Origin of the sequence: Rhizobium sp. ERR 1071, assembly GCF_007828675.1 — a bacterium.
GTDB lineage: Bacteria > Pseudomonadota > Alphaproteobacteria > Rhizobiales > Rhizobiaceae > Rhizobium > Rhizobium dioscoreae.
The window spans coordinates 27,731-54,606 of the sequence record NZ_VITM01000006.1 but is presented as its reverse complement, the minus strand read 5'-3'; the positions used below and the strand labels follow the sequence as shown (position 1 = coordinate 54,606).

At 61.1% G+C, this 26,876-nt stretch carries 26 protein-coding genes; 10 read left to right on the top strand and 16 right to left on the bottom strand.

The window, feature by feature from the left end:
* Nucleotides 1–43: 43 nt before the first annotated feature.
* The 9 genes from FBZ99_RS21135 (at nucleotide 44) to FBZ99_RS21095 (ending at nucleotide 9,435) form a co-directional block, all read left to right on the top strand.
* Entirely contained in the window at nucleotides 44–1,450 is a 1,407-nt protein-coding gene (locus FBZ99_RS21135; protein WP_113350888.1) for an aldehyde dehydrogenase family protein, read from the top strand.
* A 3-nt stretch (nucleotides 1,451–1,453) separates the two neighbouring features.
* Complete coding sequence (locus FBZ99_RS21130; RefSeq protein ID WP_113350889.1) at nucleotides 1,454–3,049, top strand: GMC family oxidoreductase; 1,596 nt, start codon at nucleotides 1,454–1,456, stop codon at nucleotides 3,047–3,049.
* A gap of 59 nt (nucleotides 3,050–3,108) precedes the next feature.
* Nucleotides 3,109–4,362, top strand: a complete 1,254-nt coding sequence (locus FBZ99_RS21125; protein WP_113329297.1) for an ABC transporter substrate-binding protein — start codon at nucleotides 3,109–3,111, stop codon at nucleotides 4,360–4,362.
* Nucleotides 4,363–4,427: 65 nt separating this feature from the next.
* Complete coding sequence (locus FBZ99_RS21120) at nucleotides 4,428–5,294, top strand: branched-chain amino acid ABC transporter permease (RefSeq protein ID WP_113329296.1); 867 nt, start codon at nucleotides 4,428–4,430, stop codon at nucleotides 5,292–5,294.
* Complete coding sequence (locus FBZ99_RS21115; RefSeq protein WP_113350890.1) at nucleotides 5,291–6,328, top strand: branched-chain amino acid ABC transporter permease; 1,038 nt, start codon at nucleotides 5,291–5,293, stop codon at nucleotides 6,326–6,328. Before FBZ99_RS21120 ends, FBZ99_RS21115 begins: the two co-directional genes overlap by 4 nt.
* The gene (locus tag FBZ99_RS21110) at nucleotides 6,325–7,029 is read left to right on the top strand and encodes an ABC transporter ATP-binding protein (protein WP_113350891.1); all 705 of its coding nucleotides are present in this window, start codon (nucleotides 6,325–6,327) and stop codon (nucleotides 7,027–7,029) included. The genes FBZ99_RS21115 and FBZ99_RS21110 overlap by 4 nt, the downstream gene beginning before the upstream one ends.
* 1 nt (nucleotide 7,030) lies before the next feature.
* Entirely contained in the window at nucleotides 7,031–7,747 is a 717-nt protein-coding gene (locus tag FBZ99_RS21105) for an ABC transporter ATP-binding protein (protein WP_113350892.1), read from the top strand.
* 15 nt (nucleotides 7,748–7,762) lie between these two features.
* Entirely contained in the window at nucleotides 7,763–8,479 is a 717-nt protein-coding gene (locus FBZ99_RS21100) for an SDR family NAD(P)-dependent oxidoreductase (RefSeq protein ID WP_113350893.1), read from the top strand.
* An 11-nt stretch (nucleotides 8,480–8,490) separates the two neighbouring features.
* Nucleotides 8,491–9,435, top strand: a complete 945-nt coding sequence (locus tag FBZ99_RS21095; protein ID WP_113350894.1) for a helix-turn-helix domain-containing protein — start codon at nucleotides 8,491–8,493, stop codon at nucleotides 9,433–9,435.
* A gap of 40 nt (nucleotides 9,436–9,475) precedes the next feature.
* Here FBZ99_RS21095 and FBZ99_RS21090 read toward each other — a convergent pair whose 3' ends face one another.
* The 16 genes from FBZ99_RS21090 to FBZ99_RS21015 all read right to left on the bottom strand — a co-directional run bounded on the left by FBZ99_RS21090 (nucleotide 9,476) and on the right by FBZ99_RS21015 (nucleotide 25,053).
* Nucleotides 9,476–9,865, bottom strand: coding sequence for a nuclear transport factor 2 family protein (locus FBZ99_RS21090; RefSeq protein WP_113350895.1), 390 nt, complete (start codon nucleotides 9,863–9,865; stop codon nucleotides 9,476–9,478).
* A gap of 7 nt (nucleotides 9,866–9,872) precedes the next feature.
* Complete coding sequence (locus FBZ99_RS21085) at nucleotides 9,873–10,652, bottom strand: MoaF C-terminal domain-containing protein (RefSeq protein ID WP_113350896.1); 780 nt, start codon at nucleotides 10,650–10,652, stop codon at nucleotides 9,873–9,875.
* A gap of 16 nt (nucleotides 10,653–10,668) precedes the next feature.
* The gene (locus tag FBZ99_RS21080; RefSeq protein ID WP_113350897.1) at nucleotides 10,669–11,457 is read right to left on the bottom strand and encodes an SDR family NAD(P)-dependent oxidoreductase; all 789 of its coding nucleotides are present in this window, start codon (nucleotides 11,455–11,457) and stop codon (nucleotides 10,669–10,671) included.
* Between the two features lie 164 nt (nucleotides 11,458–11,621).
* A complete protein-coding gene (hpaI, locus tag FBZ99_RS21075; protein ID WP_113350898.1) occupies nucleotides 11,622–12,428 on the bottom strand; it encodes a 4-hydroxy-2-oxoheptanedioate aldolase in 807 nt (268 codons plus the stop codon).
* Nucleotides 12,429–12,439: 11 nt separating this feature from the next.
* Nucleotides 12,440–13,243: a 2-oxo-hept-4-ene-1,7-dioate hydratase gene (gene hpaH, locus FBZ99_RS21070; protein WP_113329287.1), complete on the bottom strand. Its 804-nt coding sequence runs from the start codon at nucleotides 13,241–13,243 to the stop codon at nucleotides 12,440–12,442.
* Nucleotides 13,243–14,115 (bottom strand): fumarylacetoacetate hydrolase family protein, encoded by an 873-nt coding sequence (locus FBZ99_RS21065; RefSeq protein WP_113350899.1) that lies wholly within the window; start codon nucleotides 14,113–14,115, stop codon nucleotides 13,243–13,245. Before FBZ99_RS21065 ends, hpaH begins: the two co-directional genes overlap by 1 nt.
* Nucleotides 14,116–14,138: 23 nt before the next feature.
* Nucleotides 14,139–15,593, bottom strand: coding sequence for an NADP-dependent succinate-semialdehyde dehydrogenase (gene gabD, locus FBZ99_RS21060; RefSeq protein ID WP_145634719.1), 1,455 nt, complete (start codon nucleotides 15,591–15,593; stop codon nucleotides 14,139–14,141).
* A 69-nt stretch (nucleotides 15,594–15,662) separates the two neighbouring features.
* Entirely contained in the window at nucleotides 15,663–16,643 is a 981-nt protein-coding gene (gene hpaD / locus FBZ99_RS21055) for a 3,4-dihydroxyphenylacetate 2,3-dioxygenase (RefSeq protein ID WP_113350901.1), read from the bottom strand.
* Nucleotides 16,644–16,682: 39 nt separating this feature from the next.
* On the bottom strand, nucleotides 16,683–18,200 hold the full coding sequence (gene hpaE, locus FBZ99_RS21050; protein ID WP_113350902.1) for a 5-carboxymethyl-2-hydroxymuconate semialdehyde dehydrogenase: 1,518 nt from the start codon (nucleotides 18,198–18,200) through the stop codon (nucleotides 16,683–16,685).
* A 41-nt stretch (nucleotides 18,201–18,241) separates the two neighbouring features.
* Nucleotides 18,242–18,628, bottom strand: a complete 387-nt coding sequence (locus tag FBZ99_RS21045) for a 5-carboxymethyl-2-hydroxymuconate Delta-isomerase (protein ID WP_113329282.1) — start codon at nucleotides 18,626–18,628, stop codon at nucleotides 18,242–18,244.
* A gap of 54 nt (nucleotides 18,629–18,682) precedes the next feature.
* Nucleotides 18,683–19,702 carry a homoserine kinase gene (locus FBZ99_RS21040; protein ID WP_113350903.1) on the bottom strand — a complete coding sequence of 340 codons (1,020 nt, stop codon included), beginning with the start codon at nucleotides 19,700–19,702 and terminating at the stop codon, nucleotides 18,683–18,685.
* Nucleotides 19,703–19,708: 6 nt separating this feature from the next.
* Complete coding sequence (locus FBZ99_RS21035) at nucleotides 19,709–20,992, bottom strand: aspartate aminotransferase family protein (RefSeq protein WP_145634715.1); 1,284 nt, start codon at nucleotides 20,990–20,992, stop codon at nucleotides 19,709–19,711.
* A gap of 2 nt (nucleotides 20,993–20,994) precedes the next feature.
* A complete protein-coding gene (locus FBZ99_RS21030; protein ID WP_145634713.1) occupies nucleotides 20,995–22,350 on the bottom strand; it encodes an aspartate aminotransferase family protein in 1,356 nt (451 codons plus the stop codon).
* Between the two features lie 17 nt (nucleotides 22,351–22,367).
* The gene (locus FBZ99_RS21025; protein WP_113350906.1) at nucleotides 22,368–23,018 is read right to left on the bottom strand and encodes an HAD-IA family hydrolase; all 651 of its coding nucleotides are present in this window, start codon (nucleotides 23,016–23,018) and stop codon (nucleotides 22,368–22,370) included.
* Nucleotides 23,015–24,268 carry a Tm-1-like ATP-binding domain-containing protein gene (locus tag FBZ99_RS21020; protein ID WP_113350907.1) on the bottom strand — a complete coding sequence of 418 codons (1,254 nt, stop codon included), beginning with the start codon at nucleotides 24,266–24,268 and terminating at the stop codon, nucleotides 23,015–23,017. Before FBZ99_RS21020 ends, FBZ99_RS21025 begins: the two co-directional genes overlap by 4 nt.
* Nucleotides 24,268–25,053 carry an IclR family transcriptional regulator gene (locus FBZ99_RS21015; protein ID WP_113350908.1) on the bottom strand — a complete coding sequence of 262 codons (786 nt, stop codon included), beginning with the start codon at nucleotides 25,051–25,053 and terminating at the stop codon, nucleotides 24,268–24,270. Before FBZ99_RS21015 ends, FBZ99_RS21020 begins: the two co-directional genes overlap by 1 nt.
* A gap of 317 nt (nucleotides 25,054–25,370) precedes the next feature.
* Here FBZ99_RS21015 and FBZ99_RS21010 point away from each other — a divergent pair, with 317 nt between their 5' ends.
* Nucleotides 25,371–26,825 (top strand): APC family permease, encoded by a 1,455-nt coding sequence (locus FBZ99_RS21010; protein WP_113350909.1) that lies wholly within the window; start codon nucleotides 25,371–25,373, stop codon nucleotides 26,823–26,825.
* Nucleotides 26,826–26,876 lie beyond the last annotated feature (51 nt).

Below are 26,876 nucleotides of genomic sequence, written 5' to 3'. Positions count from 1 at the left end.
GCAAAAGCCATAGTCCTCCCGAAAGTCACGGGAGGAAAATGTCGTGAAGCAGTACACCCTGCTTATCGGTGGCGAGCCTGTTGCCACGTCCCATCATGCGCCGGTAAAAAACCCATCGAATGGCGACGTGGTCGGCTTTATGCCGCTTGCCGGCGAAGCGGATCTCGATCGCGCCGTTGCCGCGGCCGCGCAAGCCTTCAAGGGCTGGTCGCAGGTATCGAGCGGGGAACGTGCGGCGGCCTGCCATGCCGTTGCGGAAAAGATCAGCGAGCACGCCGAGGAGCTGGCCCAGCTGCTCACACGCGAACAGGGCAAGCCGCTCAATGGTCTCGGCTCTCGCTTCGAGATCGGTGGCGCGCTGGCATGGACGCGCCATACTGCCGAGCTGGATCTGCCAATCGAGATCCTGCAGGACGATAATGAAGGCCGCGTCGAGCTGCATCGCAAGCCGATCGGAGTCGTCGGTTCGATCACGCCCTGGAACTGGCCCGTGATGATCGCGTGCTGGCATATCGTTCCGGCTATTCGTGCCGGCAACACCGTCGTCATCAAGCCGTCGCCCTTGACGCCGCTGTCGACCATCCGTCTCGTCGAAATCATGAACGAGGTTCTCCCACCCGGCGTCGTCAACGTCGTCACCGGCGAAAACAGGATTGGTGCGGCGCTTTCTTCCCATCCGGGCATCGCCAAGATGACCTTCACCGGCTCGACGGAAACGGGCAAGAAGGTCATGGCATCTGCGGTTGCGACCCTCAAACGCCTCACGCTGGAACTTGGCGGCAACGATGCCGGCGTCGTTTTACCTGATGCCGATCCGAAGGCCATTATCGAGGGCCTCTTCTGGGGCGCCTTCATCAACAATGGCCAGACCTGCGCGGCGCTGAAGCGTCTCTACGTGCATGACAGCATCTATGAGGAAGTGTGCCGTGGTCTTGCGGACTATGCTTCCAAGATCGCCGTCGGCGACGGGCTGGACGAGGCAAGCATTCTCGGCCCCGTGCAGAACGAGATGCAGTTCAACAAGGTGCGCGAACTGGTCGAGGATGCGCGCGCCAATGGCGGGCGCATCCTGACCGGCGGCGCACCGATGGATCGCCCGGGCTATTTCTATCCGATCACGCTCGTCGCAGATGTAGATCATGGCGTGCGCCTGGTCGATGAGGAGCAGTTCGGTCCGGCCCTGCCGATCATCCGCTACAGCGACATCGACGAAGTGGTTGCTCGCGCCAACCAGAATCCTGCCGGGCTTGGCGGCTCCGTCTGGTCCTCCGATGTCGAGAAGGCGAAGCGCTACGCGATGCAGCTCGAATGCGGCTCGGTCTGGATCAACAAGCATGGCACGATCCAGCCGAACGCACCTTTCGGCGGCGTCAAGCAGTCCGGCATCGGCGTCGAATTCGGCGCGGAAGGGCTGAAGGAATTCACCACGATCCAGACCGTATTGAGCTGAGCCATGACGACTTACGACTATATCATTGTCGGTGGCGGTTCTTCGGGTTGCGTGCTGGCAAATCGGCTTTCAGAAAATCCGGCGCATAAGGTGCTGCTGATCGAGTCCGGCCGCCGGGATTCCGACCCATGGATCCACATTCCTGCGACCTTCTTCAAGGTGCTGGGCAAGGGCATTGACATCCATCCCTATGCCTCGAACCCTGACAAGGGCCTGAATGGGCGTCCGAGCATCGTGCCACAGGGTAATGTGCTCGGCGGCGGCAGCTCCGTGAATGCGATGATCTATATTCGCGGTCATCGCAACGACTACGATACCTGGTCGCAGATGGGCTGCCAGGGCTGGTCCTACGAGGATGTGCTGCCGGCCTTCCGTTCTCTGGAAAACAATGAGCGGCTGAACGGCCAGTACCATGGGAAAAAGGGCGGTCTGCGTGTCTCGGACCCGCGCCATCGCCATCCATTGAGCGAGGCTTTCATCAAGGCGGCGACCGAAATCGGCATTCCGCATAATGATGATTTCAACGGTGCGGATCAGGCCGGTGTCGGCTTCTATCAGAGCACCACCTATGGCGGTCGTCGCTGGAGCTCGGCCCAGGCCTTTTTGCGCGAGGCGGAGAAGCGGCCGAACCTGACCGTGCTGACGGAGCGCAAGGTCGGCCGTATCCTGTTCGAAGGGCAGAAGGCCGCCGGTGTCGAGCTGCTCGATGGCACAGTCTTCAGGGCGTCCCGGGAGATCGCGCTGACCGCAGGTGCTATCGCAACACCGAAGATCCTCCAGCTGTCCGGCGTCGGCGACGGCGCGCATCTTTCTTCGCTGGGCATCAAGATCGTTGCCGATCTGCCGGGTGTCGGTGCCAATTATCAGGATCATCTCGAGGTGCCGGTACAGGGCGAGACGCGTGAGCCGATCTCGATCCTCGGCCATGACAAGGGGCTGCGGGCCGCCGGCCATATGCTGCGCTATCTGACTTCGCATCGCGGCCTGCTGTCGTCCAATGTCGTCGAATGCGGCGGTTTCATCGATACGTCAGGCACCGGCCAGCCGGATGTGCAGTTCCACGTCCTGCCTGTTCTGATCGGTTTCGTCGATCGTGATCCGGAACCAGGCCACGGCTTGAGTATTGGCCCATGCTATCTGCGGCCGCGCTCGCGCGGTTGGATACGATTGAAAAGCGCCGATCCGACCGAGCAGACGGATTTCAATGCCAACCTGCTTTCCGATCCGGCCGACCTTGAAACCCTGGTGCGCGGTGTGGAAACGGCGATCCGCATCCTCGACGCGCCGGCGCTTGCCAGGCTGGTCAAGCGCCGCGTGCTGCCGAAGCCGGGCGTCGAGAAAGATCCCGAAGCGCTCCGCGATTACATTCGCCAGTCCTGCAAGACCGTGTTCCATCCGGCGGGAACGGCCCGTATGGGCCGGGCGGACGATCGCATGGCCGTCGTTGGGCCGGATCTGAAGGTCCGTGGGATCGAGGGTCTGCGCGTTTGCGACGCCTCCATCATGCCGACACTGGTATCCGGCAACACCAATGCACCGACGATGATGATCGCGGCCAAGGCTGCGGCTTTCATGACTGGAAAGGCGATTTCCGGCTGAGCCGGACGTCGGGGAAGAAAAGAGCCCGTGGGGAGCGGGACAACAAACTGGAGGAGACAATGCCTATCAATCTAAGAGGGCTGGCAATCGGCCTTTTTCTGACGCTCGCATCGGCATTCAGCGTGCATGCGGCCGCATCCTGCGGCGACAACACTGGCAAGCCGGCAACCGGCGAACCGATCATCATCGGCGCCATTACCGGCAAGACCGGGCCGGATGATTTTTCCAACTCCACCAAGGCGGCAAAGGCCTATTTTGATTGCCTGAATGCCAATGGCGGCATCAAGGGGCGGCCGGTCAAATATCTGGTCGAGGACGATCAGTGGAATCCGGAAATCGCCGCGCAGCTCGCCGCCAAGCTCGTCAACGACGAGAAGGCCGTGCTGATGGTCGGCAATTCCAGTTATGTCGAGTGCGGCGCCAATGCCGATTTCTACAAGAAGTCCGGCATCCTTGTCGTCGCCGGCGTCGGCGTGCCGCGCGAATGCTATTTTGCTGAGAATTATGCGCCGACCAATGCCGGGCCGCGCGTCTCGATGCTCGGCGCCATGGGCTACGCGCTCGACAAGCTGAATGCGAAGTCCGTCGTCTGTATCGGCCCGAACATCCCGAATGTCGGCACCTGGTCCTGTGACGGCGTGATGCTGCTTGCCAAGGAAAAAGGCTTTGCGGCCCAGACGATCCTTATGGATCCGGGCTCTGCAGACGCCACATCGATCATCCTGCAGGCGGCCGCAAGCAAGCCGGATGTCATCGTGCTTGGCCTGTCGAAGGGCGTTGCCGTGCCGCTGCTGACGGCTGCCGAAGAACAGGGGCTCAACCAGACGATCACCTTCCTCAGCGCGGCCTCGGCCTATGATCTCTCGGTTCCAGCTACCATTGGTTCGGGTTGGGACGACAAGTTCTATGTCAACATGGAATTCAACGATCTGAACGCGCAGACGCCGGATAATCAGAACTGGCTCGCCGTCATGGATCAGTACGGCCAGAAGTCTGATCCGCGCGATACCTTTGCTCAGGCTGGCTACCTCGCAGCTCGCATCGCCGAAAAGGCACTGATGACGCTTGACCCTGCCAAGATCAACCGCGAGACGGCTTCTGCCGCCGTGCGCGAGATCAAGGACTTCAGGAGCGATATCTTCTGCGCTCCCTGGTACTTCGGCGATGGCCAGCCGCGCCACAATGCCAATTCGACGACACGCATGGCGGTTGCCGAGGGTGGAAAGTGGAAAGTCGTTTCCGATTGCGCCCAATCGCCCGATCCGGAGCTGAAGGACGTGCGTGCTTTTGAAAAGTCCGCCGGCATCAACTGAGCCCAGACGCTTGCCTCGGTTCCGCGGCAAATCCGCGGAACCGAACGACCCGAAAGGATCGATTTATGAACATCCTGCCTTTCATCATATCCGGGCTTGGGATCGGCGCTGTTTACGCGCTGTCCGGCGTCGGCCTGGTCGTCCTGTTTCGGGCGACTGGCGTTCTCAACTTCGCATTCGGTGCCTTCGGCGCGATCGGTGCGCATTGCGCCTGGCAACTGTTGGAGTGGAAGATGCCGCTCCCCGTCGCCATCCTCGCCGCCGTTGCCGTCTCGACGACGATCAGTTTTCTTTATGGTCGGGTCCTCGCGCCCATGCTGTCGCATCGCGATATCGTCGTGCGCGCCGTCGGGACCCTGGCACCGGCGCTGATCCTGATCGCGATCATGGGTGTCATCTGGGGCGAGCTGCCGCGCCGCCTGCAATTCCCGACCGACCAGATGTTCATCTCTCTTTTCGCCGTGCGCCTGACCTTTACGCGTATCATCGCCATCATTCTTGCCGTCGTCATGGTCATTGCCATCACTCTGCTTCTGACTCGCACGCGCCTTGGTCTCGATATGAGGGCGCTTGCCAATGATCGCGATCTCAGCGCCATGCTTGGCGTGCGCATCCTTTATACGGAAACCGCCGCCTGGATCATGACTGGCATCTTCGCCGGTCTTGCCGGCCTGCTGCTTGCCGATCTCGTCCGGCTACAGGGCACCTTCCTGACCTTGCTGGTGATCCCGGCGATCGCCGCAGCGATCCTCGGTCAGTTGCAGTCGCTGTGGCAAACGGCCGTCGCCGGCATTCTGATCGGTATTGCCGAGGCCGTGCTGACGCCTGTCGCCTGGATATCGCCCTATCGCGCAGCAGCACCCTTCATCATCGCGCTTGTCGCGGTCACCATTCTCGGAGGCACGGCCAGGGCCGCGTTGAAGGACCGATGACCGTTCAGGAGCAAACAATCACCCCAACAGCCGGAAGCATATCGATGATGCGCCTGCCGAAGCAGCTTCTTCACGTGCCTGTGACGATGCTGATCTTCTCGCTCGTCGTCGCTTTGCTCGCCAATTCTTTCTGGCTTTCTGCCGCCACATCCGCGGTTGCTCTGTCGCTGTCCGTTGCGGGGCTTGCCATCCTCTATGGTCAGCTTGGTCTCGTCTCGCTTTGCCAGTTCGCGCTTGTCGGCGTCGGCGGCTGGGTGACGCTTCGTGTCGGCCATGCCTTTCATCCGCCTTTTGAATTGAGCCTGCTTGCGGGCGGTATGGTCGCTTCGATCGTGGGGCTGGTTTTCGGCTTGCCCGCCTTGCGCCTGCGCGGTCTTTATCTTGCGCTGGTAACGCTGATGCTGGCGGGCGCTTTTCAGATCGTCATCAGCGCCTGGGGCTTTCCGGATGGCGGTCCCGGCTTCCTGGGTCGCGCCGATGGCTCCGGCCGTGCAATGCTCGCAAGACCAATAGTCGCCGATGGCGAGGTCTCCTATTTCCTCTATGTTTGTGTCGCGGCAGCGATCGGCCTGCTGATCGCGCAATGGCACAAACTTGCCCGACCCGGTCGCGCATGGGCGCTGATCCGCAAAGGCGAGACGGTTGCGGTTGCCAGCGGCGTCAATGTGCTGATCTATAAGGCCTGGGCCTTTGCGTTGAGCGGCTTTCTTGCCGGTCTTGCGGGTGGATTGCTCGCAGGCAATGTCGGTCAGCTCGACGGGCGTGCCTTCGGCGCCTTCGAGAGCCTCAATCTCTTCGCACTTGCCATCGTCGGTGGCGTCTTCAACTGGTACGGCGCCGTCATCGCCGGTTTGTTGCTGCGTGCCGTGCCGGCCCTGCTCACGGATCTCGGCATTGATGGCTATGTCACGATCGGGATCTTCGGCGTCGCCCTGTTCCATGCGCTGGCGACCGCGCCGACGGGCATTGCCGGCCAGATATCGGCTCTTATTGCCCGGTTGAATGCCGTTCTCTCCACGGGGAGGGCACGATGATCAAGATCGACAATCTCATCGTCCAGTTCGGTGGTGTCCGACCGATTAATGAGCTGAGCGCGGCACTGACAGCGCCCGTCGCCGGTCTCATCGGCCCGAACGGCGCAGGCAAAACCACGTTGCTCAATGTGCTCTCCGGTTTCGTGAGACCGATCCAGGGATCGGTCTCGCTCGGCGAGCGGCCGCTGCTGGCGATGACGCCCCTGCAGCGCGTGCGCGCCGGCCTGCGACGCTCGTTCCAGACAGAGCAGGTGGTGGAGGATCTGACCGTTGCCGGCAATATTGCCGCGATCGCCGATCATGTCGTTGGCACCGGCCACCATGCCCGTGCGGTCGAGCAGGCCCTTGCCTTTGTCGGGCTGACCGATGTCGCCGAGAGGCCCGGCCAATCCCTCAATCTTTTCCAGCGCCGTCTCGTCGAGCTGGCAAAATGCGTTGTCGGCGAGCCGAAGCTTATCCTGCTTGATGAACCGGCAGCGGGTCTGACGGAAGAAGAGGGCAAGGCTTTTCGCGAGCTGGTGCTGCGCATCCCAGCGGAATTCAGAGCACAAGTGCTGATTATCGACCATGATGTCGATCTCATCCGCTCCATGTGCAGCGAAACGATGGTGCTCGACTACGGCAAGCTTCTGGCGCTTGGCCCGACACAGACTGTGCTTGCCGATCCCAATGTGCGGCGCGCCTATCTAGGGGAGTTCTGATATGGACGCCACGTCGGAAATCAGCGTCGAAAATCTCGTCGTCGAGCGCGGCGGCAAGCGCGTAATCCATGACATTTCGTTTTCCGTCACGGCTGGGAAGATCACGACACTGCTTGGGGCCAACGGTGCCGGAAAGTCGAGCACGGTTATGGCCATGGCGGGCGTCCTGCCGCGTGGCGGTTCCGTATGCCTCGCCGGCGCGGCGCTCGAAGGGTTCTCGCCTGACCGCATTCGCCGCGCTGGTCTTGCGCTCGTGCCGGAGGGGCATCGCGTGCTCGGGCAGCTTTCCGTCGAGGATAATATTCTCGTGGCAGCGCTGGAGACATCGGCGGCTGCCCGACGAGAGGGACTGGCTCATGCCTATGAGATCTTTCCCGAACTATCGGAACGGCGGCGTCAATCGGCATCGGATCTTTCCGGCGGCCAGAAGCAGATGGTGGCGATGGCGCAGGCCTTCGTCGCCAAGCCGCGCTTCATGATCGTCGACGAGCTGTCGCTCGGCCTTGCACCGGCCGTCGTCAAGCGGTTGGCCGAGGCGCTGAAAATCGCCGCCGCGCGCGGCATAGGCGTTTTGCTGATTGAGCAGTTCGCCAATCTCGCCCTCGATCTTGCCGATCAGGCTCTTGTGCTGGAGCGCGGACGCCTGGTCTTTTCCGGCGCCGCGGCGACGCTCAAGGCCCAGCCGCACATTCTGCACGGCGCCTATCTGGCAAGCTGACGCGAGGGAGCCTTCATGACATTCTCTGCCGATCTTTTTGCAAGGCGAACGGTCGTCATAGCCGGTGGTACATCTGGCATAGGGGCAGCGACCGCGCAGAGCTTTGCCGATCTCGGCGCCCGTGTGGTGAGTTTCGGGCTCGGTGCCTCGATCGCGCCAACAAGTCGGCAGATCGAGTATCGCGAACTCGATGTACTGAAGCCTGGCGCGCTGGAAGCCTTCTTCTCCTCGATCGAGACAATCGATATTCTCGTCAATTGCACCGGTGTTAGCCGGGATCGGGGCGAATGGCAGAAGACCGCATTCGACGAGGTGATGGCGATCAATCTCACGTCGATCGTGGATTGCTGCCGGCTAGCCCGTCCGCGCATGCGGGCGGGGTCGGCGATCGTCAATATAGCCTCAATGTATTCGACCTTCGGTGCTGCTGATCGGCCGGCCTATGCGGCAAGCAAGGGCGCGATCGTGCAGCTGACGAAATCGCTCGCCCAGGAATACGCCCAGGCGGATATCCGCGTGAATGCGGTGGCACCCGGCTGGATCGTCACGCCATTGAGCCGCGCGCTGTTTGCCGACGAACGATCATCGACGCCGATCCTGCGGCGTATTCCCGCCGGCCGCTGGGGCGCGTCCGAAGAAGTCGCCGATGCGATCGTCTTTCTATCATCTGATGCCGCGCGCTATATCACCGGCGCCTGCCTGCCGGTCGATGGCGGTTATCTCACCTCCTGAGGACAGCAATCATGACCGCAGCACTTCACCGGCATGTCGATAGCGCCAGCGGTCGATCGTTCGCAGGGCTGGCGCGCAATCTCTTCGGTAATGTCCGGCTTGATTTCAGCACGGCGGATGAGGAAAAGAGCCGCATGACCTCTGCCATGCTGGGTACTTGCCGGCTGACGCGGCTGGAGGCGGATCGGCATGTCGTCTTCGGCGATCATGTGACGGCAGCGCCGAATGATCCCGACGCGATCAAACTGATCGCGCAGACTGAGGGCTGCGCTTCGCTGACGCAGGGCGGATTGCATGCGCCCGTCTCGCGGAATGCGCTTGTCGTCTACGATCCCAGCCGCCCCTATATGCTGACGAACAGTACGCCGGTCCGCCAATTGTTGCTGCAATTGCCGCGCCATAGCCTGCCCGCGACGGCCCTAGAACGGTTGTCGCAACCTTTCACGGCGCATGCTGATAAGGATGGCATGTGCCGGATCCTTTTGTCGCTGATGGATTCGACCATTCATGAGATCGATCATCTTGACGAGGCCAGGCGCGCAAGTGTCGGCCAGACCATGATCGAGCTCGTGCGCACCATGATTGGCGCCGACCTGCAACAGGCAATACCGGTCGCAAACCCCCTTCACACACTGCTGCAGCGGATCAGGGATTTCATCGATCTCAATCTCGAACGGCCGGACTTGACGATAACCATGATCGCGCGCCGCATGGGCTGTTCGGTGCGTTACGTCTATCGCGCATTCGAAGTGGAGTGCCTGACGCCTTCCGATTACATCTGGGATTTGCGCGTCCAAAAGGCTGCGGAAAAGCTGCGAGATGCCGGCGGCTACGCGGGAGAAATATCCGAGATCGCATTCGCGCTCGGCTTTTCCTCCAGCGCGCATTTCTCGCGCGCCTTCCGCCTTCGATATGGTGTGTCGCCGTCGCAATGGCGCAAGGCCAATATGTCTTAGTTGATGAAGCGGCCCTGCCGGAGCCGGGTCGCCTCGTTTCTCATTTCATGGATTCAGCCACTCTCAGCGTGTCCGTGAACTGTTCGAAACGCCGGATCTTGCCGCCCGCCACGCCCCAGACATGCACGACCCGGGCTTTGAAGGTCTTTCCCGTCTGCTTGTTGGTGCCGCTATAGTCTCCTACGCCAACGACCTCGTCGCCGGCGTCGAGCAGGCGTTCGAGATTGAAGGTGTAGCCTTCGAAGGCCTCTCCGAGTGCCTGGAAGACGTTTCTGAAGATCTCCTGCGGGCCGACATAGGTGCCGGCGCAGGGGAAGCCATCCATCTCGGTCCAGCGGCAGTCGGCGGCGATGTCGGCAAGCATGCCATCCATGTCGCGGCGGTCATTGGCGTCGTAGTGCGCCTTTACGATATCGAATGCTGTGCGCATGGCGTCCTCACACGGGTTCCTGGCCGGGCAGGTAATAGGTCATCGAGGCCTTGCGGATGAAGGCGCCGGCCGGGCTGTTCTGGATGCGCCCGTCGCCAGTGATGCCGAGGAACTTGCCTGTCGAGCGCATATCCTTGAAATTGTAGAAGAATGTGGATGCGACCGCGATTTTGAATTCACGGAAGGTGAAGATGTAGAGATTTTCATCAAACTTATAGGTCGTCGTGAGATCAACATCGCCGTGGCCGCGCTGCACACCGACAAGGCATTGCCAGGCATAGCGCTGCGACGAGAGATAGGTGTGCTCGTAGACATGATTGGGGCTGTAGGTGAAATGAGCCCTGAGCCCGATCAGGTCGCGGCTCTCGTGCGGCACCGGCCCGCTTGCGGCATCACCTTCAATAACACCTGGCCGGAAGATCTGCGCGACCTGCGGTTCGCCGACGGAATCCTTGAGCTCGCGAACGACCGAGTAAATGGAAAGCACTCGGCGCGTCTCGGTGTTGAGGATCAGCGTCTCGGCTTCCCTGGGGCGGCCGGCAAAGATGATCTCGACGAAATAAGTCTTCGGCGCGACTTCGATCACCTCGGACAAGTCGGTCCCGCTGTCCTTGCCATCCGACCATTTCACCTCACCCTTGGCGAAGGAGAGTTCCAACCTACGGCCATCGTCGAACGCGATCTTGTGCGTCGAGCCGGTCAGGGCCTCCGTGGCGGGCAGACGGTTCGTGTCGATGCCATAGGCGAATTCGTCGTAGGTTTTCCAGTCCTTGGGATTCTGATTCATCTCTATTTCCTCCCCGTTATTCTACAAAAGCCAGCGTCGGCAGGTCGACGGTGCCGGCGCCGCCGTCGACGGTAAGCACCGCGCCGTTGATCATTGATGCCTCGCCTGAAGCCAGGAAGCAGACGGCATTGGCGACATCCTCTGCGGTTGCCGGCCGGCCGAGCGGCACGTCTTTGGTGACGAGCGCGTAGGCCTCCTCGATGCTGTTCAGCTTGTATTTCTCGACGATGAATTCCATCTGCTCATCGGCCATGGCGGTCGTGACCCAGCCCGGGCAGACGGTATTGGTGCGCACGCCCCTGCGGCCATAGTCACGCGCCAGCGATTTCGCGAGGCCGATGCAGCCATGTTTCATGGTGACGTAGCCCGCCGCATCCGGCCCGGCAAAGAGTCCGGCAATCGAGGCGAGGACGACGATGTTGCCTTGGTTCCTGATGAGATGCGGCAGGGATTCGCGGGCGCTGACGAAAGCGGTGTTGAGGTTCAGACGAACGGCGAGATCCCAGGTCTCGTCCGACATGCTGATCGTCGGCCCGACGCCATGGCCGCCGGCATTGGCAATCAGGATATCGAGGCCGCCATGGGCCTCGACGACCTTCTCGACGGCAGCCTTCATCGCGACGCCGTCGGAGGCATCGGCCGCGACGATGGTCGCGCCGATTTCATCGGCAACACTTCTCAGCGGCTCGGGACGGCGCCCGACGAGTGCGACATTGCCGCCTTTCTGCCTAATATGGCGGGCGACGGCTGCGCCGATGCCCGTGCCGCCGCCGGTGATCAGGGCAGTCTTGTTCTTGAAACGCATGTTTTCTCCTCTTGGCTTTCGGGTTCATCATGACCGATGCTCGCGGAGGAGTCGCGTCCAGCTGTGCAGTCCGTTTTGACTGAGCGTGCACAAGGCTTTCTCTATGCCGAAATTTGCGCGATGAGGCGCAAGGTCACGCGACGCAGGAAAGGTGGCGTCGGCGCTCAATAGACCTTGACGTCGTGAGGCGGCTTGGCGGCGTCGGCCTTCTTGAAATCGTCAAGGAGCTTGATTGTGGCATTGGCAAGCAGGGTGACGTCGTTGCCGATCGCGACGAAAGTGGCACCAAGTTCGAGATAGCGTTTGGCCAGCGAAAGATCGCCGATCAGGATGCCGGCGGCCTTGCCATGCGACTGGATTTTTGTGAGCGCTTTTTCGACTTCTGCCTGAACTTCCGGGGCGCCCGGTTTGCCGAGATAGCCCATGTCGGCTGCGAGATCGGATGGTCCAATGAAGACGCCATCGACGCCTACCGTCGAGGCGATGTCGTCGAGCGCCGCAAGCCCGGCGCGACTTTCCACTTGCAGCAGCAGGCAGATCTCGTCATTGGCCGTCGCAAGGTAATCCGGAATGCGGTTGAAGGCGGAGGCGCGGGTAAGGGCTGCGCCGACGCCGCGCACGCCATGCGGCGGGTATCTAACAGCCTTGACCATGGCCTCGGCCATTTCCTTGCTGTCGACCATCGGGATCAGCAAAGTCTGTGCGCCTATATCGAGCATCTGCTTGATGATCCAGGTCTCGCCGATTGGCGGGCGGATCACAGCATGGCTCGCCGTGCCCTTCATCGCCTGGAGTTGCGAGACGAGAAGCGGCACATCGTTCGGGGCATGCTCCGCATCCAGCAGCAGCCAGTCGTAGCCGGCGCCGGCGCAGATTTCGACCGTGTAGGCATTGGCGAGCGCCTGCCAGAGGCCAATCTGCGCCCGCCCTTCCTTCAGGGCCTGTTTGAAGAGGTTTTTCGGCGCAGGCATGGCTCGCTCCTTCATGCAAAGAACAGGCTAACCGATCCGTAGGGACCGAAATCGGCATTGATTGTATCGCCATGCCGCGCCTCGATCGGGCGGATGAACGAGCCGGCAAGCACGATCTGGCCGGCTTCGATGCCATCGCCATATTGCGACAGTCGATTGGCAAGCCAGGCGATGCCACGTGCGGGCTGGTTGAGCACGCCGGCGCCAAGCCCGGTTTCTTCCACTTCGGCATTGCGGCTGACGATCGCACCCATCCAGCGCATGTCGATCTCATCAGGCCGCACGGCGCGGCCGCCTGTGACGATGCCGGCATTGGCGGCATTGTCGGAGATGGTGTCGACGATTGTGCGCGCCCTTTTCGTATCGGGATCGACGCGAAGGATGCGCGTGTCGAGGATCTCAAGAGCCGGCGTCACATAGTCGGTGGCATTCAGCACATCGAAGATCGAAACATTCGGGCCTTTGAGCGGCGCCTTCATGACAAAGGCGATCTCGGCCTCGATGCGCGGCTGGATAAAGCGGTCGGCCGGCACGGTGGCGCCATCTTCGAACACCATGTCGTCGAAGAGTACGCCGGAATCCGGGATGTTGATGTTTAGGGCATATTGCATTGCCTTCGACGTCAGCCCGATCTTCCAGCCGATCGGCTCGCGGCCGCGCGCAATCTTCTTTTTGACCCAGGCGCCCTGAACGGCATAGGAATCGTCCATCGTCATCTGGGGATGCTTGAGGGAGAGGAGTCCGGTCTGGACGCGCGTCCGCTCCGCTTGATCGAGGCTTTCGGCCGCAGCCTGGATTTCATCTTGCGACAGCATCAGCGCACCTCGTCGGCAATGGTATTTTTCAGGATACCGAGGCCATCGGCTTCGACTTCGACGACATCGCCCGGCTTTAGCCAGATCGGCGGATCGAAGCGGGCGCCGGCGCCTGTCGGCGTGCCCGTGACGATGACGTCGCCGGGGACGAGCGTAGTGAAAGTGGAGATGTAGTTGATGATCTTGCGGAAGGAGAAGATCATTCGGCTGGTGCGGTCGCTCTGGCGCACTTCGCCATTGACGCGGGTCGTGAGCGCTATGTCTTCAATCTGGGCCGCATCCGTGAAGGGGATCAGCCACGGGCCGATCGAGCCGGTATTGTCGAAGTTCTTGCCCTGGGTGACATTGAACTTCGCATGCCGCACCCAGTCGCGGATCGTGCCCTCATTGCAAAGCGAAAGAGCGGCAATATGCGAGAAGGCATCGGCCTCGGCAATGCGGCGACCGCCTTTGCCGATGACGATGACGACCTCACCTTCATAATCGAGCTGCGGGCTTTCCGGCGGCCGTATCAATGGCTGTTCATGCCCTGTGAACGATCGCGAAAAGCGGATGAAAAGCGAGGGATTGGGGGGAGCAGCCTGCCCATCCTTGTACTCCTCGTTGCGATCGGGGAAATTGACCCCGACGCAAATGATCTTTTCCGGCGACGGAATGGGAATTTCGAAGCGAATGTCGTCGAGCGCGAAATCCGGCTTCAACGTCTTGGCTTCCTCGGCGAGTTGAACGAGGCGACCGACCTCGATCACTTCGCGCAGCGTCGGCCATGTCGCGCCATAGCGGGCAGAGAGGTCGACGACACCACCGTCGACCGCGAGCCCGTAGCCATGACGGCCGTTTCTCGAAAAAGACAGGAATCTGGGATGAGTCATGCTTTCACGGCCTTCTCCTGACCTCAGACGACGCCGCCGAGGCAGACATATTTGATTTCGGTGAATTCCTCGATGCCGTAGCGTGAACCCTCACGGCCGAGGCCGGAAAGCTTGACGCCGCCGAACGGCGCTTCGGCTGTCGAGATCAAGCCGGTATTGACGCCAACCATGCCATACTCCAGGGCTTCGGCGACGCGGAAGACGCGAGCGAGATCCTTGGCATAGAAATAGGAGGCAAGACCGAACTCGGTGTCGTTGGCCTGTGCAATGACATCGGCCTCATCCTTGAAGCGGAAGAGGGGAGCCACGGGACCGAAGGTTTCCTCCCTGGCTACGGCCATGGCAGGCGTGACGTCGGCAAGTACCGTCGCCTCATAAAAGCGTCCACCGAGCTGGTGGCGATGGCCGCCGGCAACGACGCGGCCGCCCTTGGAAAGCGCATCGGCGACATGCTCTTCGACCTTGGCAAGGGCCGCCTCGTCGATTAGCGGGCCGAGATTGATGCCTTCGTCGAAGCCGTTCCCGGTCTTCAGCGAGCCGACCGCCTTCGAGAGTTTTTCGGCAAAGGCATCATAGACACCATCCTGCACGTAGAGACGATTGGCACAGACACAGGTCTGGCCATTGTTGCGGAATTTGGCGATCAGCGCGCCTTCGACGGCGGCATCGAGATCGGCATCGTCAAAGACGATGAAAGGCGCGTTGCCGCCGAGCTCCAGCCCGAGTTTTTTGATGGTCGGCGCGCTCTGCTTGTAGAGCTCGGCGCCGACTTCCGTCGAGCCGGTGAAGGTGAGCTTACGCACGACCGGGCTTGCGGTCATCTCGCCGCCGATGGCGCGGGCCGAGCCTGTGAGAACACTGAATAGGCCCTTGGGCAGGCCGGCGCGCTCGGCAAGAATGGCGATTGCAATGGCCGAGAATGGCGTCTGCGAGGCAGGCTTCAGCACCATGGCGCAGCCGGCGGCAAAGGCAGGGCCGGCCTTGCGGGTAATCATGGCGTTTGGAAAGTTCCAGGGGGTGATGGCCGCGACGACGCCGATCGGCTGCTTCATGACCAGAATGCGCTTGTCCTTCTGGTGCCCGGGAATGATGTCGCCATAGACGCGGCGGGCTTCCTCGGCAAACCATTCGATGAAGCTGGCGCCGTAGGCGATTTCGCCCTTGGCTTCAGGCAGGGGCTTGCCCTGTTCGGCCGTCAAGATACGTCCGAGATCGTCCTGGTTTTCCATCATCAGCTCAAACCAGCGCCTGAGGATGCCGGAGCGCTCCTTAGCAGTGCGGGCGGCCCATTCCTCCTGCGCGGCTTCGGCTGCAGCAATCGCCTTTTTGGTCTCGGCCGCGCCCAGATTGGGAACGAGGCCGATGATCTCGCCCGTTGCCGGGTTGTCGACCTTGATCGCGTTGGAGGGATCGGCCTCGATCCACTCGCCGCCGACCAATGCGGCTTGCCGGAACAATGTTGCGTCTTTCAAATTCATGACGGACTCCTCGCACTTTCGAACGTTGATGAGGAACGGGCGTTTTTCACCCGCTCTCAATGGTAACGCTTAAGGCGCGATAATCGGCTGCGCCTTCAGATCAGGCTCGGCCACTTCCGCACCGGCAAACAGGCTACCATGTTCGAACCAGGATTTGGGAGCCGGTGCGCCCCAAAGTGTCTGACGCTGCGGATCCTTGAGGTCCCACTTGATCGGTTCCAGATCGGGATCGACCGTCTGATAGTCCGAGCAATAGATTTCGATGCGGTGGCCATCGGGATCGAGAATATAGAGGAAGAAGGCGTTGGAGATGCCGTGGCGGCCCGGCCCGCGCTCGATATTGGCGACCCAGCCGGTCGTCGCCATCAGATCGAGCAGGTCGATGATGTTAAGCGGCGTCGGCACCCAGAAGGCGGTGTGATGCAGGCGCGGACCGCGGCCGTTGGTGAAGGCAATGTCATGGACGCCGCCCTTGCGATGCGTCCAGGCGGCCCAAAGGCGGCCTGTTTCCGCATCCTCGGTATATTCGGTCACGCGGAAACCGAGCTCATTATAGAAGGCGACGCTTTCATCGACATTGGTCGAGAAACAGTTGAAGTGGTCGATACGCAGCGGCTTCACGCCCTTGTAGAGGGCGTATTTTTGATGGATCGGCGGCAGACGGTCCATCTTCGAATAGAATTCAAGCGGAATGCCATGCGGGTCGCGGGTGCGGAAGGTCCGCGCCTGGTAGGGGCGCTCGACCCATTCGACCGGCAGGTCCTTGCCCTTGAAGAAATGCGCCGCCTTGTCGAGATCTTCGTCGCTGAAGACCTTGAAGCCGAGATCGCGGGCTTCGGCCTTGTCTGATTTCTTCAGCACGATGCAGTGATGGCCGCGTTCCTCCATTGCCCGGAGATAGATCGTATCGGCCGTTTCATCCGTCACCTGCAGGCCGAGCGTGTCGACATAGAAGGCGCGGGACTTGGCAAGATCGGTGACGCCGAATTCGATATGGCTGAGGCGCACGATGTTGAAAGGCGGATAGAGATTGGGTTTCGGCAGGGGCATTTGTTCCTCCTCTTATGCGTACTTATAGATATTAGCGGCTCAGCCGCCGAGTTTCTGGATGGCGTGCTGCTTGGTGGCGAAGGCGATGTTCTTGGTTTCCATGTAGAAATCGAAGGACCAGTCGCCGCCGTCGCGGCCAATGCCGGAGCTTTTAACCCCGCCGAAGGGTGTGGGCAGGTGACGCACATTTTCCGAGTTCACCCAGATCATGCCGGCTTCGAGGTGATCGGTGAAGCGGAAGGCGCGGGTGACGTCCGAGGTCCAGAGATAACCGGTCAGGCCGTATTGGACCTCATTAGCCAGCGCCAGCGCATCGGCTTCGTCCTTGAAGGGAATGGCGGTCAGAACCGGCCCGAAGATTTCTTCCTGAGCGATGCGCATCTGGTTGTTGGCGCCAGTGAAGAGCGTGGGCGAGACATAGCAACCGCCGCCGGGGCCGTTGACTTTCTCGCCGCCAGCGGCGAGCGTCGCGCCTTCCGAACGGCCGATCTGAATATATTCCAGCACCTTCTTTTCATGCACGGGATGGACGAGCGGGCCGACGACGGTTTCCGGATCAAGGGGATGTCCGACCTTGATGCGCTTGGCCTTCTCAGCGACGATCGCGGTGAACTTGTCGTAGACGCTTTCCTCCACCAGCAGGCGCGAGGACGACGTGCAGCGCTCGCCATTCAAAGAATAGATCATGAAGACGGCAGCGTCGGCTGCGCGTTCCAGATCGGCATCGGCAAAGACGATGACAGGGTTCTTGCCGCCGAGCTCGAAATGCACACGCTTCAGCGTGTCGGCGCCCTGCTTCATGATCATCGAGCCGGTGCGGCTTTCGCCGACGAAGCCGATCGCCTTGATCAGCGGGTGTTCGGTCAATGCGCGACCGGCATCCTCGCCGAGACCGTTGACGAGATTCCATACACCCTTCGGCAGGCCGGCCTCCTCGGCGATCTCCACTAGAAGGCGCGCAGTGAGTGGCGAGAATTCGGCCGGCTTGTGGACGATGGTGCATCCGGCGGCAAGCGCCGGCGCGATCTTCCAGGTCGACAGCATGAAGGGCGTGTTCCAGGGCGTGATAATGCCGACCGGGCCGATCGGCACGCGTGTCGTCAGGTTCACCTGACCTTCCGCACGCAACGTCTTGCCGTCGCGGGCTTCCGGGGCGCGATCGGCGAAGAAGCGGAAGTTTTCCGCACCGCGTAGAGCGGCCTTCGCCATGAATTTCAGGGATTGTCCGGTATCCATGCACTCGACGAAGGCGATTTCTTCGGCGCGCGCGACGATCGCATCGGCGATCTTATGCAGGAGCTTCTTGCGGGCTTCACCAGGCATCGCGGCCCACTCTGCGAAGGCAGCCTTTGCGGCCTTTGCAGCGCGATCGATATCGGCTGCCTTGCCGCGGGCCACGGTAGCGAGCGGCTTCAGATCCACAGGCGAAATCGTTTCGAAAGTGGAACCGTCATCGGCCGAGACATCCTCGCCATTGATGCGGTTGAGAATGCCGCGATCCTTGAAACGGGCGAGAAAGCCTTCCGCCTTTGCGATGTTTTCCTGCAGTTTGGACATCGTCTATTCCTTTGGTGTTATGTCGTCCCACGAAGGGAATGTCACTTGCCGCGAAGCCGCGGATGAATGGCGTTCTTCTTCCAGCTGAGCTCCGCATCGATCTCGCGGATCTCAAGCGAAAGGGCGAAATGCGGCGTCTCGAAAAGCGGGCCGAGAACGTCGATCGCTGCGGCGAAGATTGCCTCGCCGGTGCGTTTCTTTTCTTCCTGCGTGCGGCCCTTGCCAATGCGGAAGTTCAAGTCGATGAAGGCGTTTTCGGGCAGCTTGTCGGCGATGGCGTAGTGCTCGGCGCGAAAGGCGCGCACGCGCACAGCCCCGACCTCGAAAAGTCCGGTCTCCAGCACCGTCTTCAGCAGTCGCTCGCAGAGCGCACCGATATCGGTGCGACCCTCCAGATTGGCCGAATATTCGATGGCGAGATGTGGCATTGAGTCCTCCCGATCTCTTATTTACTTAACACGTTAATAATTATGCGGAAGATGTCAAGCGGCGATATTGAGCTTTCTCGCCATCTCCATGCTTTCATTGACGTAACGCGACAGGCGCTCGACACTGCCCGGAATTTCCGGACGTCCCGCGAGCCATCCAATATATGTAAGGCTCCTCAGCACCATGAATAGGGGCAGGGCCGCCAGCGCCGCGTCGGAGAGGGATCGCCGGCTGCGATAACCTGCTATCAGCGCTTGCTCGATTGCAGGATAGGCGGGCTCTCTGCGGTTCTTGAGTAGGGTGGTGGCAAGATCGAACAGGCGGAAACCATGTCCCGCATCGTCGAAATCGATGAAGGCGACATCGCCGTCGGCTCCCGTCAGAAAGATGTTTTCCCGCACCAGATCGGCATGGATCAGCCCGTAATCGAAGTCTTGAGCTTCTGCATCTCCAAGGGTGCGGCGTAGTTCGTCGCGTAATGCCGAGAGCGCAGTGGTGCTCTCGGACGAAAGGCCCCGGCAATCCCAGAAGCGACCCCATAACGGCTTTTCGCCGACCAAACCCTCGACGTTCCATGCTGGGCGGCGAAAACGCTCCGGAGGCTCCCAAGCATCGGCAAGCTCGTGCATGGTCGCCATGCTCTGTCCGACGCGAAAGAAGATGTCGGCCTGCATCTCTGCCGAATGCGACAGCGGCACGCCACTTTGGCCAAGCGGCACGCCGTCGATCCAGCTCACCACGTCGGCATGCTGTTCGGCAAAATGCCTGTTGGCTGGCAGTCGGACGAGGCTCTGCTTTCTGCTTGTCGGAACGGGACTCGGCACATCAAGGCCGCCGAGCTTGAGCGCCGCCATGAAGTGCAGTTCCGAGCGCAGGCTCGTCTCGTCATGGTAGCCCGGCCGATGGAGCCGCAGTGCGGCGAACTGACCATCCTCCAGCGTGATGCGGAAGACGGCATTCTCTCGATATTTCATCAGGAGAGGTTCATGGGCCTGCACAGGCCAATGGTCGAGGGCCTCCAGCGCACGTCTCTGCAGGGCATCGCGGATGGCCTGAGGCAATTGATCAGCCATATTGCCTCACAGGCCGGATAGGACATCGTCGAAGATCGACAACATGTAGTCGGCATTGCTCCGGGTAAACGGCATGGGCGGTCGGATCTTCGTGGCGCATTGGTGAATGCCGATCTTGCCCATCAGCACGCCGCGTTCGCGCATGGCGTTGATGATCCGGGTTGCCTCAGCGGTAGCCGGCTCCTTCGTCTGCCTGTCCAGCACAAACTCAGTGCCCATGAAGAGGCCACTGCCGCGCACGTCGCCGATGATCGAGTGCTTCTCGGCCAGCCGCTTGAAGGCATCGCGCGTATATTCGCCAACATTGCGGGCGTTCTCGATAAGGTTCTCATCCTCGATGACATCGAGCACGGCCATGGCCGCCGCGCAGGAGACCGGATTGCCGCCGAAGGTGTTGAAATAGCGGAATGCTTTGCGAAAAGTGTTGATCGTATCGACATTGGCAATGACGCCGCCGACCGGATGGCCGTTGGCCATCGGCTTGCCGAGCGTGACGATATCGGGAACGATGCCAGCGTGCTGGTGACCCCACATATGCGTGCCGGTCCGGCCGAAACCGGGCTGTACCTCGTCGGTAATCACGAGGCCGCCGGCCTTGCGCACGGCGGCAACCGTCTTGTCGAGAAAACCCGGCGGCAGGTCCGGAAAGCCTTCATTGGCGAAGAACGGATCGATGATGATGGCCGAAAAGCCGTGCGGGCTCTCCTGAAGCGAGGTAATTGCTTTCTCCACTTCGGCCGCAAAGGCCGTAGCAAAGGCCTCTCCGCCTTCGCCGCCGAGCGGACGATAGCTGTCCGGCGCCGGCACATGGCGCACATGGCCACCGAAGCCGCCGACCGGCGGCATGCGGGTCGACAGCTGCGACACAGCTGCCGTGTTGCCGTGATAGGTGTGGTTGGTGGCGATAACGCCGGTTTTGCCGGTCATGGCTTGCGCCATGCGCAACGCCACGTCGTTGGCTTCGCTGCCGGTGCAGGTCAGGATCGCCGCGTTGAGGCTCCTGTCGAAGGTTGCCGTCAGCCGCTCGACGTAATCAAGTATGCCTTCGTGCAGGTAGCGGGTATGCGTGTTCAGCGTCGAGGCCTGCCGCGCGATCGCTTCCACCACGCGCGGGTGGCAATGGCCGACATGCGGCACATTGTTGTAGCAATCGAGGTACTTTTTCCCATCGGCATCCCAGAGCCAGACGCCTTCGCCGCGCACCAGATGCACGGGGTCGTCATAAAAGAGCGACATGTTCCGGCCGAGAAGCCGTTCGCGACGCGCGATGAGGGCTGCATTGTCGGACATGATCAGCCCCTTGCCGCGGTGAGACCTGCGTCGAGCGCGGTCAGGATGGTCTGGACATTCTCCGCCGTCACGATGAGCGGCGGCGACATGATGACATTGGCGCCGGAGGTGCGGACCAGAACGCCGGCATCATAGGTCGCGTCCTGCACCTTCTGAATGACGTCCTTAGCTGCGCCACTTTTCTTTGCACGATCGCTGACGAGTTCGAGGGCGCACATCAGGCCCTTGCCGCGCACATCGCCCACCAGTTCGTGCTTGTCCTGCAGCTTTTTCAGGCCGGCGAGCAGTTCTTCGCCACGAGCAGCCGCATTATCGACGACATTGAGTCGCTTGGTTTCCTTCAAGGTGGCAAGGGCTGCGGCGGCACCGACCGGATGGCCGGAATAGGTGTAACCATGGCCGATGCTGCCGACAGCGCCCTTGTTGCCTTCGAAGACCTGCGCCACCTTGTCGGAGATCATCACCGCGCCGAAGGGGAAGTAGCCGTTGGTGATCGCTTTGGCCGTCAACATCATGTCCGGCTGCACGCCCCAGAGACGCGATCCGGTCCAGGCGCCGGTGCGGCCGAAGGCGGTGATCACTTCGTCGGCGATCAGCAGGATGCCGCGCCGATCGCAGATCTCGCGCATCAGCGGCAGGAAGGTCTCGTGCGGAACGATGACGCCGCCGGCGCCGAGCACCGGTTCGACGATCAGGGCCGCAATGGTGTCGGCACCCTGGAAGGCAATTTCATCCTCGAAGAGCCTGCCGATTGCAGCCGCAATCTCCGCACCATCGGTGGTGTTGAAGGGATTGCGGTAGGTGAAGGGTGCCGGCAGGTGGAAGACGCCTGGAAGCAGCGGCTCGTAGTTGCGGCGGAAGTTCTGGTTGCCGTTGACCGAGGCGCCGCCGAAATGCGTGCCGTGATAGCCCTTCTTCAGCGCGACGAACTTGGTGCGCTCGGGCTGACCATTGACCTTGTGGTACTGGCGCGCCAGCCGCAGGCAGGTCTCGACCGAATCCGAGCCGCCTGAGGTAAAGAAGGAACGGCTGAGGCCGTCCGGCTTGAACCATTCGGCAAGCTCGTAGGACAGTTCGATCAGGGGTGAGTTCGTCGTGCCGCGGAAGGTCGAATAATAAGGCAGTTCGTCGAGCTGGTCGCGGATCGCCTTCTTCACCGGCTCGCAGGAGTAGCCGAGATTGACATTCCAGAGGCCCCCGACCGCGTCGAGCACTTTCCTGCCCTGGATATCGACGATCTCGACGCCTTCGCCTGAGTTGATGATGCGCGGCGGATTGGCCTGCATCTCAGCGGGGTGAGCCATCGGATGCCACAGGTGACGGGCGTTGTTTTCGATGATGAAATTGGTCTCACGCATGTCAAATTCCTCTTGGTTCAGAGCCCCAGCATCGCAAGTGCGCGGGCATAGCTTTCGGCAGGGCGGGTCACGTCGAAATGCACGTGAGGCAAGCTCACGGCTTCGGCGCCCTCGATGTTCTTCTTCTGGTCGTCGACGAAGACGCAGGCCTCGCGCGGGAGGTTGAGCTCGGCAAGGACGAGCTCGTAGGCGCGGGGATCGGGTTTCAGGATCTTCGTGTAGGTGGCATCGACGATGACGTCGAAAAGCTCGATCAGCGGAAAGCGCTGACGGAATTCGACGCCATAGAAAAGGTCGAGTTCGTTCGACAGGATTGCCAGCTTGAGGCCGGCCTCCTTGGTGCGCAGGATGGCGTCGCGGGCTTCTGGCCGCAGAACCAGCTCCGGCTCGGCGCCGCGCGCCCGGCGCACGAAGGTCTGCATGTCCGTCCAGTTTTCGCCGACCAGCTTGCCGACTTCCTTCGTGCGCTTCAGCCAATAGTCGCGTTCGGTGATCTCGCGGTTCTGCATTTCGACCCAAAGCGGGTCCGTCGTCGTGTCGAACGGGCCGCGCCACGTCAGCGATCCCTTGGGAAGGCCGAGTGTGCGCTCGGTGATATCATGGGTTTCGAACAGGGTGCGGGTAACGACACCACCGAAGTCGAGGATAAGCGCGCGGTCTTGGCTCATGGCCGCCCCTCCGGAATGACGCCTTCGGCAACCCATCGATCGAAGATGGCAAGGGCAGCGGTCGAGAAGGCCGGGGCGTTGATATGCGCATCGACCTCCTGCAGCGTAACGCTGGGCGGAACGGCTCGGCGCATTTCGTCGAGGAAGGCGTCGAGGCCCTCTGGATCATGCAAGGGTTCATCCGGCTTGTCCCATTCCTGCAAGCCTTCAGTCGGCAGGAGGAAGGCGACCTTCGCTTCAGCGCGCCGCAGTTTTTCTCCGATCACACGGGCGACTGCACGCCGCCCTTCCGGCGATGTCGTTACCGACCCGATCAGCCGGTTATGGGCGTGATACGGGCGATCCACAAAGATCTCTGGCAGGGCTTGCCATGCCTGAAGATCGACCATGTCGATCGCGCCAGGTGCGACGATCTGCGGAATGCCGGCGCGACCGGCGTTTTCGAGACGATCGGGCCCAGAGGTGACGACACTGCTATAATGATGATTGCTGACTTCCTGGATGCAGAAGTCGAAGACGGCGGCAAAGCCACCCTTCGAGGCGATCGCTTCATAGGCCCGTCCGCCCATGCCGGTCGAATGAAACACGGCGACGTCGTAGCCGCGCTTTTCCAGCTCTGGCCGCAGATATTTCATATATTTCAGGCAGGAGGAGCCAAGGGAGGTCATGCCGACGAGGGGACGTTCGCGATCGGGCTTGGTGCCGTGCTTTGCAGCGCCGACCACTGCGCCGCAGGCCTGGGAAAGAACCGACTGGCAGATGCTGTTGAGACCATAGAGACCGCCAGCCCACAGGATCATCATAAGATCGGGCGCGATGCGTTCGGGCGGTATGAGGTGGGAGTAGGCAATGGTCGAAACCACGAATTTCGGCACGCCGAGCGGCAGGACGGCAGCGACATCGAGCGCCAGATCCGTGCCCATAGAGCCACCGAGCACGATAATGCCGTCGATTAGTCCATCGTCATAGAGGCGGAGGGTCAGGGCCGACGCACCCTTCGCCATAGCCGCCATGGCGCTGTTTTCGTCGCCGCTTTCGGTAATGGCTTCGATTGTCGTTGCGGCAGCCTTCGCAATGTCATGTTTGGAATAATCGGGGCTGTAAGGTGGGTCGCCGAGAATGCTCACATCCATCATGACCGGCTGGCCGCCGGCTTGCTTGATGACGGACGCCATGAATTGCAGTTCGTCGCATTTGGTGTCACCGGTTCCGATGACGAGTATCCGCGGTGAGGGAGCCTCCGGGCTCATCAATCCGTCCTCCTGAGTTTCGCAATGGTTCCCGTGGGTCTTTCCGACCCGTAGTATTTTTCTGAGATCGTGCTGGCCGTGGCGGCGGCCTGCGCGCCGAATTCCTGGATGGTAGCCTTCGTGGTGCGAGAGAGCGGGGCGGCGATTGCCACGCAACCGATCGGGCGGCCGCTCGGCGTGCGCACCGGTGCCGCCGTGCTGATGACGCCGACCTCGAGACCTTGGTCAATGACGGAAAAGCCCCGTGCAGCGGTTTCATCGAGCATTTTATGCAGCAATTGGGGGTCGGTGACGGTGTGGTCGGTAAATTTTTCCAGCGGCTTTTTAAGCGCTTCGTCGATTTCCACGGGTGGGCAGAAGGCCAGAAAGGCGAGGCCTGATGCCGTCGCATGAAAGGGAAGGAGGCTTCCGACATCGACGATGATGCGGTGGGCGCGCGGTGAGTCTTCAACATGAATGGTAGAAAGCTGCCCGCCCGAAAATTCGGACAGATGCACGGTCTCGATCGAGGATTCGGCAAGTGTCCTGATGAAGGGGATTGCGACCCGCAGGAAGGGAAAGCGCGCTTCCCGGATACGGGCGAGGCGAACCGGTGCCGAGCCGATGCGGTAGCGGCGCGTCTCTGGATCCTGCTCGACGAAGCCGTGTTTTTCCAGCTCCACGAGAAAGCGTCGTGCCGTCGCCTTGTCCAGCGCGCAGAGGCGGGCGATGTCGGTCAGACCCGCCTCCTTGTCCAGCCGTGACAGAGTATCCAGCAATGCCAGCGCCTTTCCGATCGTGCTCATTATTCCTCCTCTTGGGTTGGTCAGGGTCTGATTCTACGCGTCCAGCCGGGGCTTCCCGTCAAATCAGCCTGTTGACCCTGCGCCGCGGCACGATAGCAGCGACCCAAGATACTTAACATGCGAAATAACTTGACAGAGGCCGGCAATGTTTGCAAGTCTGTATTTGAAGCTGTGGTTCAAATAATGAACCATAAGCGCTGACGGCGGTAAGATCAACAAAACATAGGCCCCGATCGTCAGTCCGGTTTTTGGTGGAGGTCGCACGCGTGCAATCGCGGCGATGATCGGATGTTCTTAAACAAGGGGAACGAACGCAGATGAACACGCAAAATTCGCAAGGTGCGGCTGACAACCAGCTGCGCAAGAACAGTCTCGGCGTCGGTGCCGTGACCTTCCTCGTGGTGTCGGCTGCCGCACCGCTGACGGCGGTGGCCGGCGGCGTGCCGCTTTCGATGATGCTCGGCAACGGGCCAGGCATTCCGCTGACCTTTCTGCTGGTGACGGGTATTCTGCTGCTGTTTGCGGTCGGCTATGTCGCCATGGCGCGTCACATTCGCAATGCCGGCGCCTTCTATGCCTATACGGCCCAGGGCCTTGGCGGCTTGATGGGCGGTGCCGCTGCACTGATCGCGATCCTCGCCTATAATGCCATGCAGGTCGGGGTTCTCGGGCTTTTCGGTGCGGCGACCAAAGGCTTCTTTGCCGAGCAGCTCGGTCTCGATCTTCCCTGGTGGGTCTGGAGCTTCATCGGCATCGCCTTCGTCGCCGTCTTCGGCTACCGCCGTGTGGATCTGTCGGCGAAAGTGCTGACGGTGCTCGTTATTCTCGAATATCTCGTCGTGCTCGTCATCGATGCTGCGATCTTCATCAAGGGTGGCGATACCGGTTTGACGGCCGCGCCGTTCACGCCGACCGCCTTCTGGAGCGGAACGCCGGCCGTGGGTCTCCTATTCTGCTTTGCCGCCTTCATCGGCTTCGAAGCGACCACTATCTACAGCGAAGAAGCTCGCGAACCGGAAAAGACCGTGCCGCGCGCGACCTATATTTCCGTTCTCATCATCGGCCTCTTCTATATGCTGACGTCCTGGCTGATGGTGACCGGCGCTGGTGTCGACAAGCTCGTCCCGACCCTGCAGGGTCTTGCCGATCCCACGACGTTCCTCTTCGGCCTCGCCGAACGCTATGTCGGCCACTGGATCACCGTTGTCATGAGCGTGCTCTTCATCACCAGCCTGTTTGCCGGCATTCTCGCCTTTCACAATGGCGTTGCCCGCTACATGTATGTTGCTGGCCGCGAAGGCTTGCTGCCAAAATCGGTCGGCGTCACGCATCCAGTCTTCCAGAGCCCGCATGTCGGCTCGATCATCCAGACCGTTATTGCCGTGCTCGTCGTCGCGCTCTTTGCGGTGACGGGTCAGGATCCGGTGCTGGCGCTCTTCTCTTGGCTCACCAATGTCGCGACGCTGGCGATCATCCTGCTGATGGCGTTTACAGCCTTCTCGATCGTGGTGTTCTTCAGCTGCAATCCGGGACTTGAGCGCAATGTGCTCGCGATCAAGGTGCTGCCCATCTTGACGGGTCTGATCCTTTTGGCGCTCGTCTATTATATCTCGGCGAATTTCGGCGCGATTGCCGGCGCCAATGGCGTGCTGGCCGTGGTCTTGCCGGGGCTCGTGCTGCTCGCAGGGATCATCGGCTTCATCGCGGCGGCTCGCCTGAAGTCGTCGGATGCGGCCGGCTATGCCCGCCTCGGCGCCGGCCAGGAAGCTTGAGTTCCAATCGCGGTGGCGGAGGACCCCGCCACCCTCTTTGTGAGAGAATGA

What these genes read in the sequence shown, in the direction of transcription:
- FBZ99_RS21130 (WP_113350889.1), top strand. Translation starts at nt 1,454, where the DNA reads ATGACGACTTACGACTATATCATTGTCGGTGGCGGTTCTTCGGGTTGC.
- FBZ99_RS21125 (WP_113329297.1), top strand. Translation starts at nt 3,109, where the DNA reads ATGCCTATCAATCTAAGAGGGCTGGCAATCGGCCTTTTTCTGACGCTC.
- FBZ99_RS21120 (WP_113329296.1), top strand. Translation starts at nt 4,428, where the DNA reads ATGAACATCCTGCCTTTCATCATATCCGGGCTTGGGATCGGCGCTGTT.
- FBZ99_RS21115 (WP_113350890.1), top strand. Translation starts at nt 5,291, where the DNA reads ATGACCGTTCAGGAGCAAACAATCACCCCAACAGCCGGAAGCATATCG.
- FBZ99_RS21110 (WP_113350891.1), top strand. Translation starts at nt 6,325, where the DNA reads ATGATCAAGATCGACAATCTCATCGTCCAGTTCGGTGGTGTCCGACCG.
- FBZ99_RS21105 (WP_113350892.1), top strand. Translation starts at nt 7,031, where the DNA reads ATGGACGCCACGTCGGAAATCAGCGTCGAAAATCTCGTCGTCGAGCGC.
- FBZ99_RS21100 (WP_113350893.1), top strand. Translation starts at nt 7,763, where the DNA reads ATGACATTCTCTGCCGATCTTTTTGCAAGGCGAACGGTCGTCATAGCC.
- FBZ99_RS21095 (WP_113350894.1), top strand. Translation starts at nt 8,491, where the DNA reads ATGACCGCAGCACTTCACCGGCATGTCGATAGCGCCAGCGGTCGATCG.
- FBZ99_RS21090 (WP_113350895.1), bottom strand. Translation starts at nt 9,865, where the DNA reads ATGCGCACAGCATTCGATATCGTAAAGGCGCACTACGACGCCAATGAC.
- FBZ99_RS21085 (WP_113350896.1), bottom strand. Translation starts at nt 10,652, where the DNA reads ATGAATCAGAATCCCAAGGACTGGAAAACCTACGACGAATTCGCCTAT.
- FBZ99_RS21080 (WP_113350897.1), bottom strand. Translation starts at nt 11,457, where the DNA reads ATGCGTTTCAAGAACAAGACTGCCCTGATCACCGGCGGCGGCACGGGC.
- hpaI (WP_113350898.1), bottom strand. Translation starts at nt 12,428, where the DNA reads ATGCCTGCGCCGAAAAACCTCTTCAAACAGGCCCTGAAGGAAGGGCGG.
- hpaH (WP_113329287.1), bottom strand. Translation starts at nt 13,243, where the DNA reads ATGCTGTCGCAAGATGAAATCCAGGCTGCGGCCGAAAGCCTCGATCAA.
- FBZ99_RS21065 (WP_113350899.1), bottom strand. Translation starts at nt 14,115, where the DNA reads ATGACTCATCCCAGATTCCTGTCTTTTTCGAGAAACGGCCGTCATGGC.
- gabD (WP_145634719.1), bottom strand. Translation starts at nt 15,593, where the DNA reads ATGAATTTGAAAGACGCAACATTGTTCCGGCAAGCCGCATTGGTCGGC.
- hpaD (WP_113350901.1), bottom strand. Translation starts at nt 16,643, where the DNA reads ATGCCCCTGCCGAAACCCAATCTCTATCCGCCTTTCAACATCGTGCGC.
- hpaE (WP_113350902.1), bottom strand. Translation starts at nt 18,200, where the DNA reads ATGTCCAAACTGCAGGAAAACATCGCAAAGGCGGAAGGCTTTCTCGCC.
- FBZ99_RS21045 (WP_113329282.1), bottom strand. Translation starts at nt 18,628, where the DNA reads ATGCCACATCTCGCCATCGAATATTCGGCCAATCTGGAGGGTCGCACC.
- FBZ99_RS21040 (WP_113350903.1), bottom strand. Translation starts at nt 19,702, where the DNA reads ATGGCTGATCAATTGCCTCAGGCCATCCGCGATGCCCTGCAGAGACGT.
- FBZ99_RS21035 (WP_145634715.1), bottom strand. Translation starts at nt 20,992, where the DNA reads ATGTCCGACAATGCAGCCCTCATCGCGCGTCGCGAACGGCTTCTCGGC.
- FBZ99_RS21030 (WP_145634713.1), bottom strand. Translation starts at nt 22,350, where the DNA reads ATGCGTGAGACCAATTTCATCATCGAAAACAACGCCCGTCACCTGTGG.
- FBZ99_RS21025 (WP_113350906.1), bottom strand. Translation starts at nt 23,018, where the DNA reads ATGAGCCAAGACCGCGCGCTTATCCTCGACTTCGGTGGTGTCGTTACC.
- FBZ99_RS21020 (WP_113350907.1), bottom strand. Translation starts at nt 24,268, where the DNA reads ATGAGCCCGGAGGCTCCCTCACCGCGGATACTCGTCATCGGAACCGGT.
- FBZ99_RS21015 (WP_113350908.1), bottom strand. Translation starts at nt 25,053, where the DNA reads ATGAGCACGATCGGAAAGGCGCTGGCATTGCTGGATACTCTGTCACGG.
- FBZ99_RS21010 (WP_113350909.1), top strand. Translation starts at nt 25,371, where the DNA reads ATGAACACGCAAAATTCGCAAGGTGCGGCTGACAACCAGCTGCGCAAG.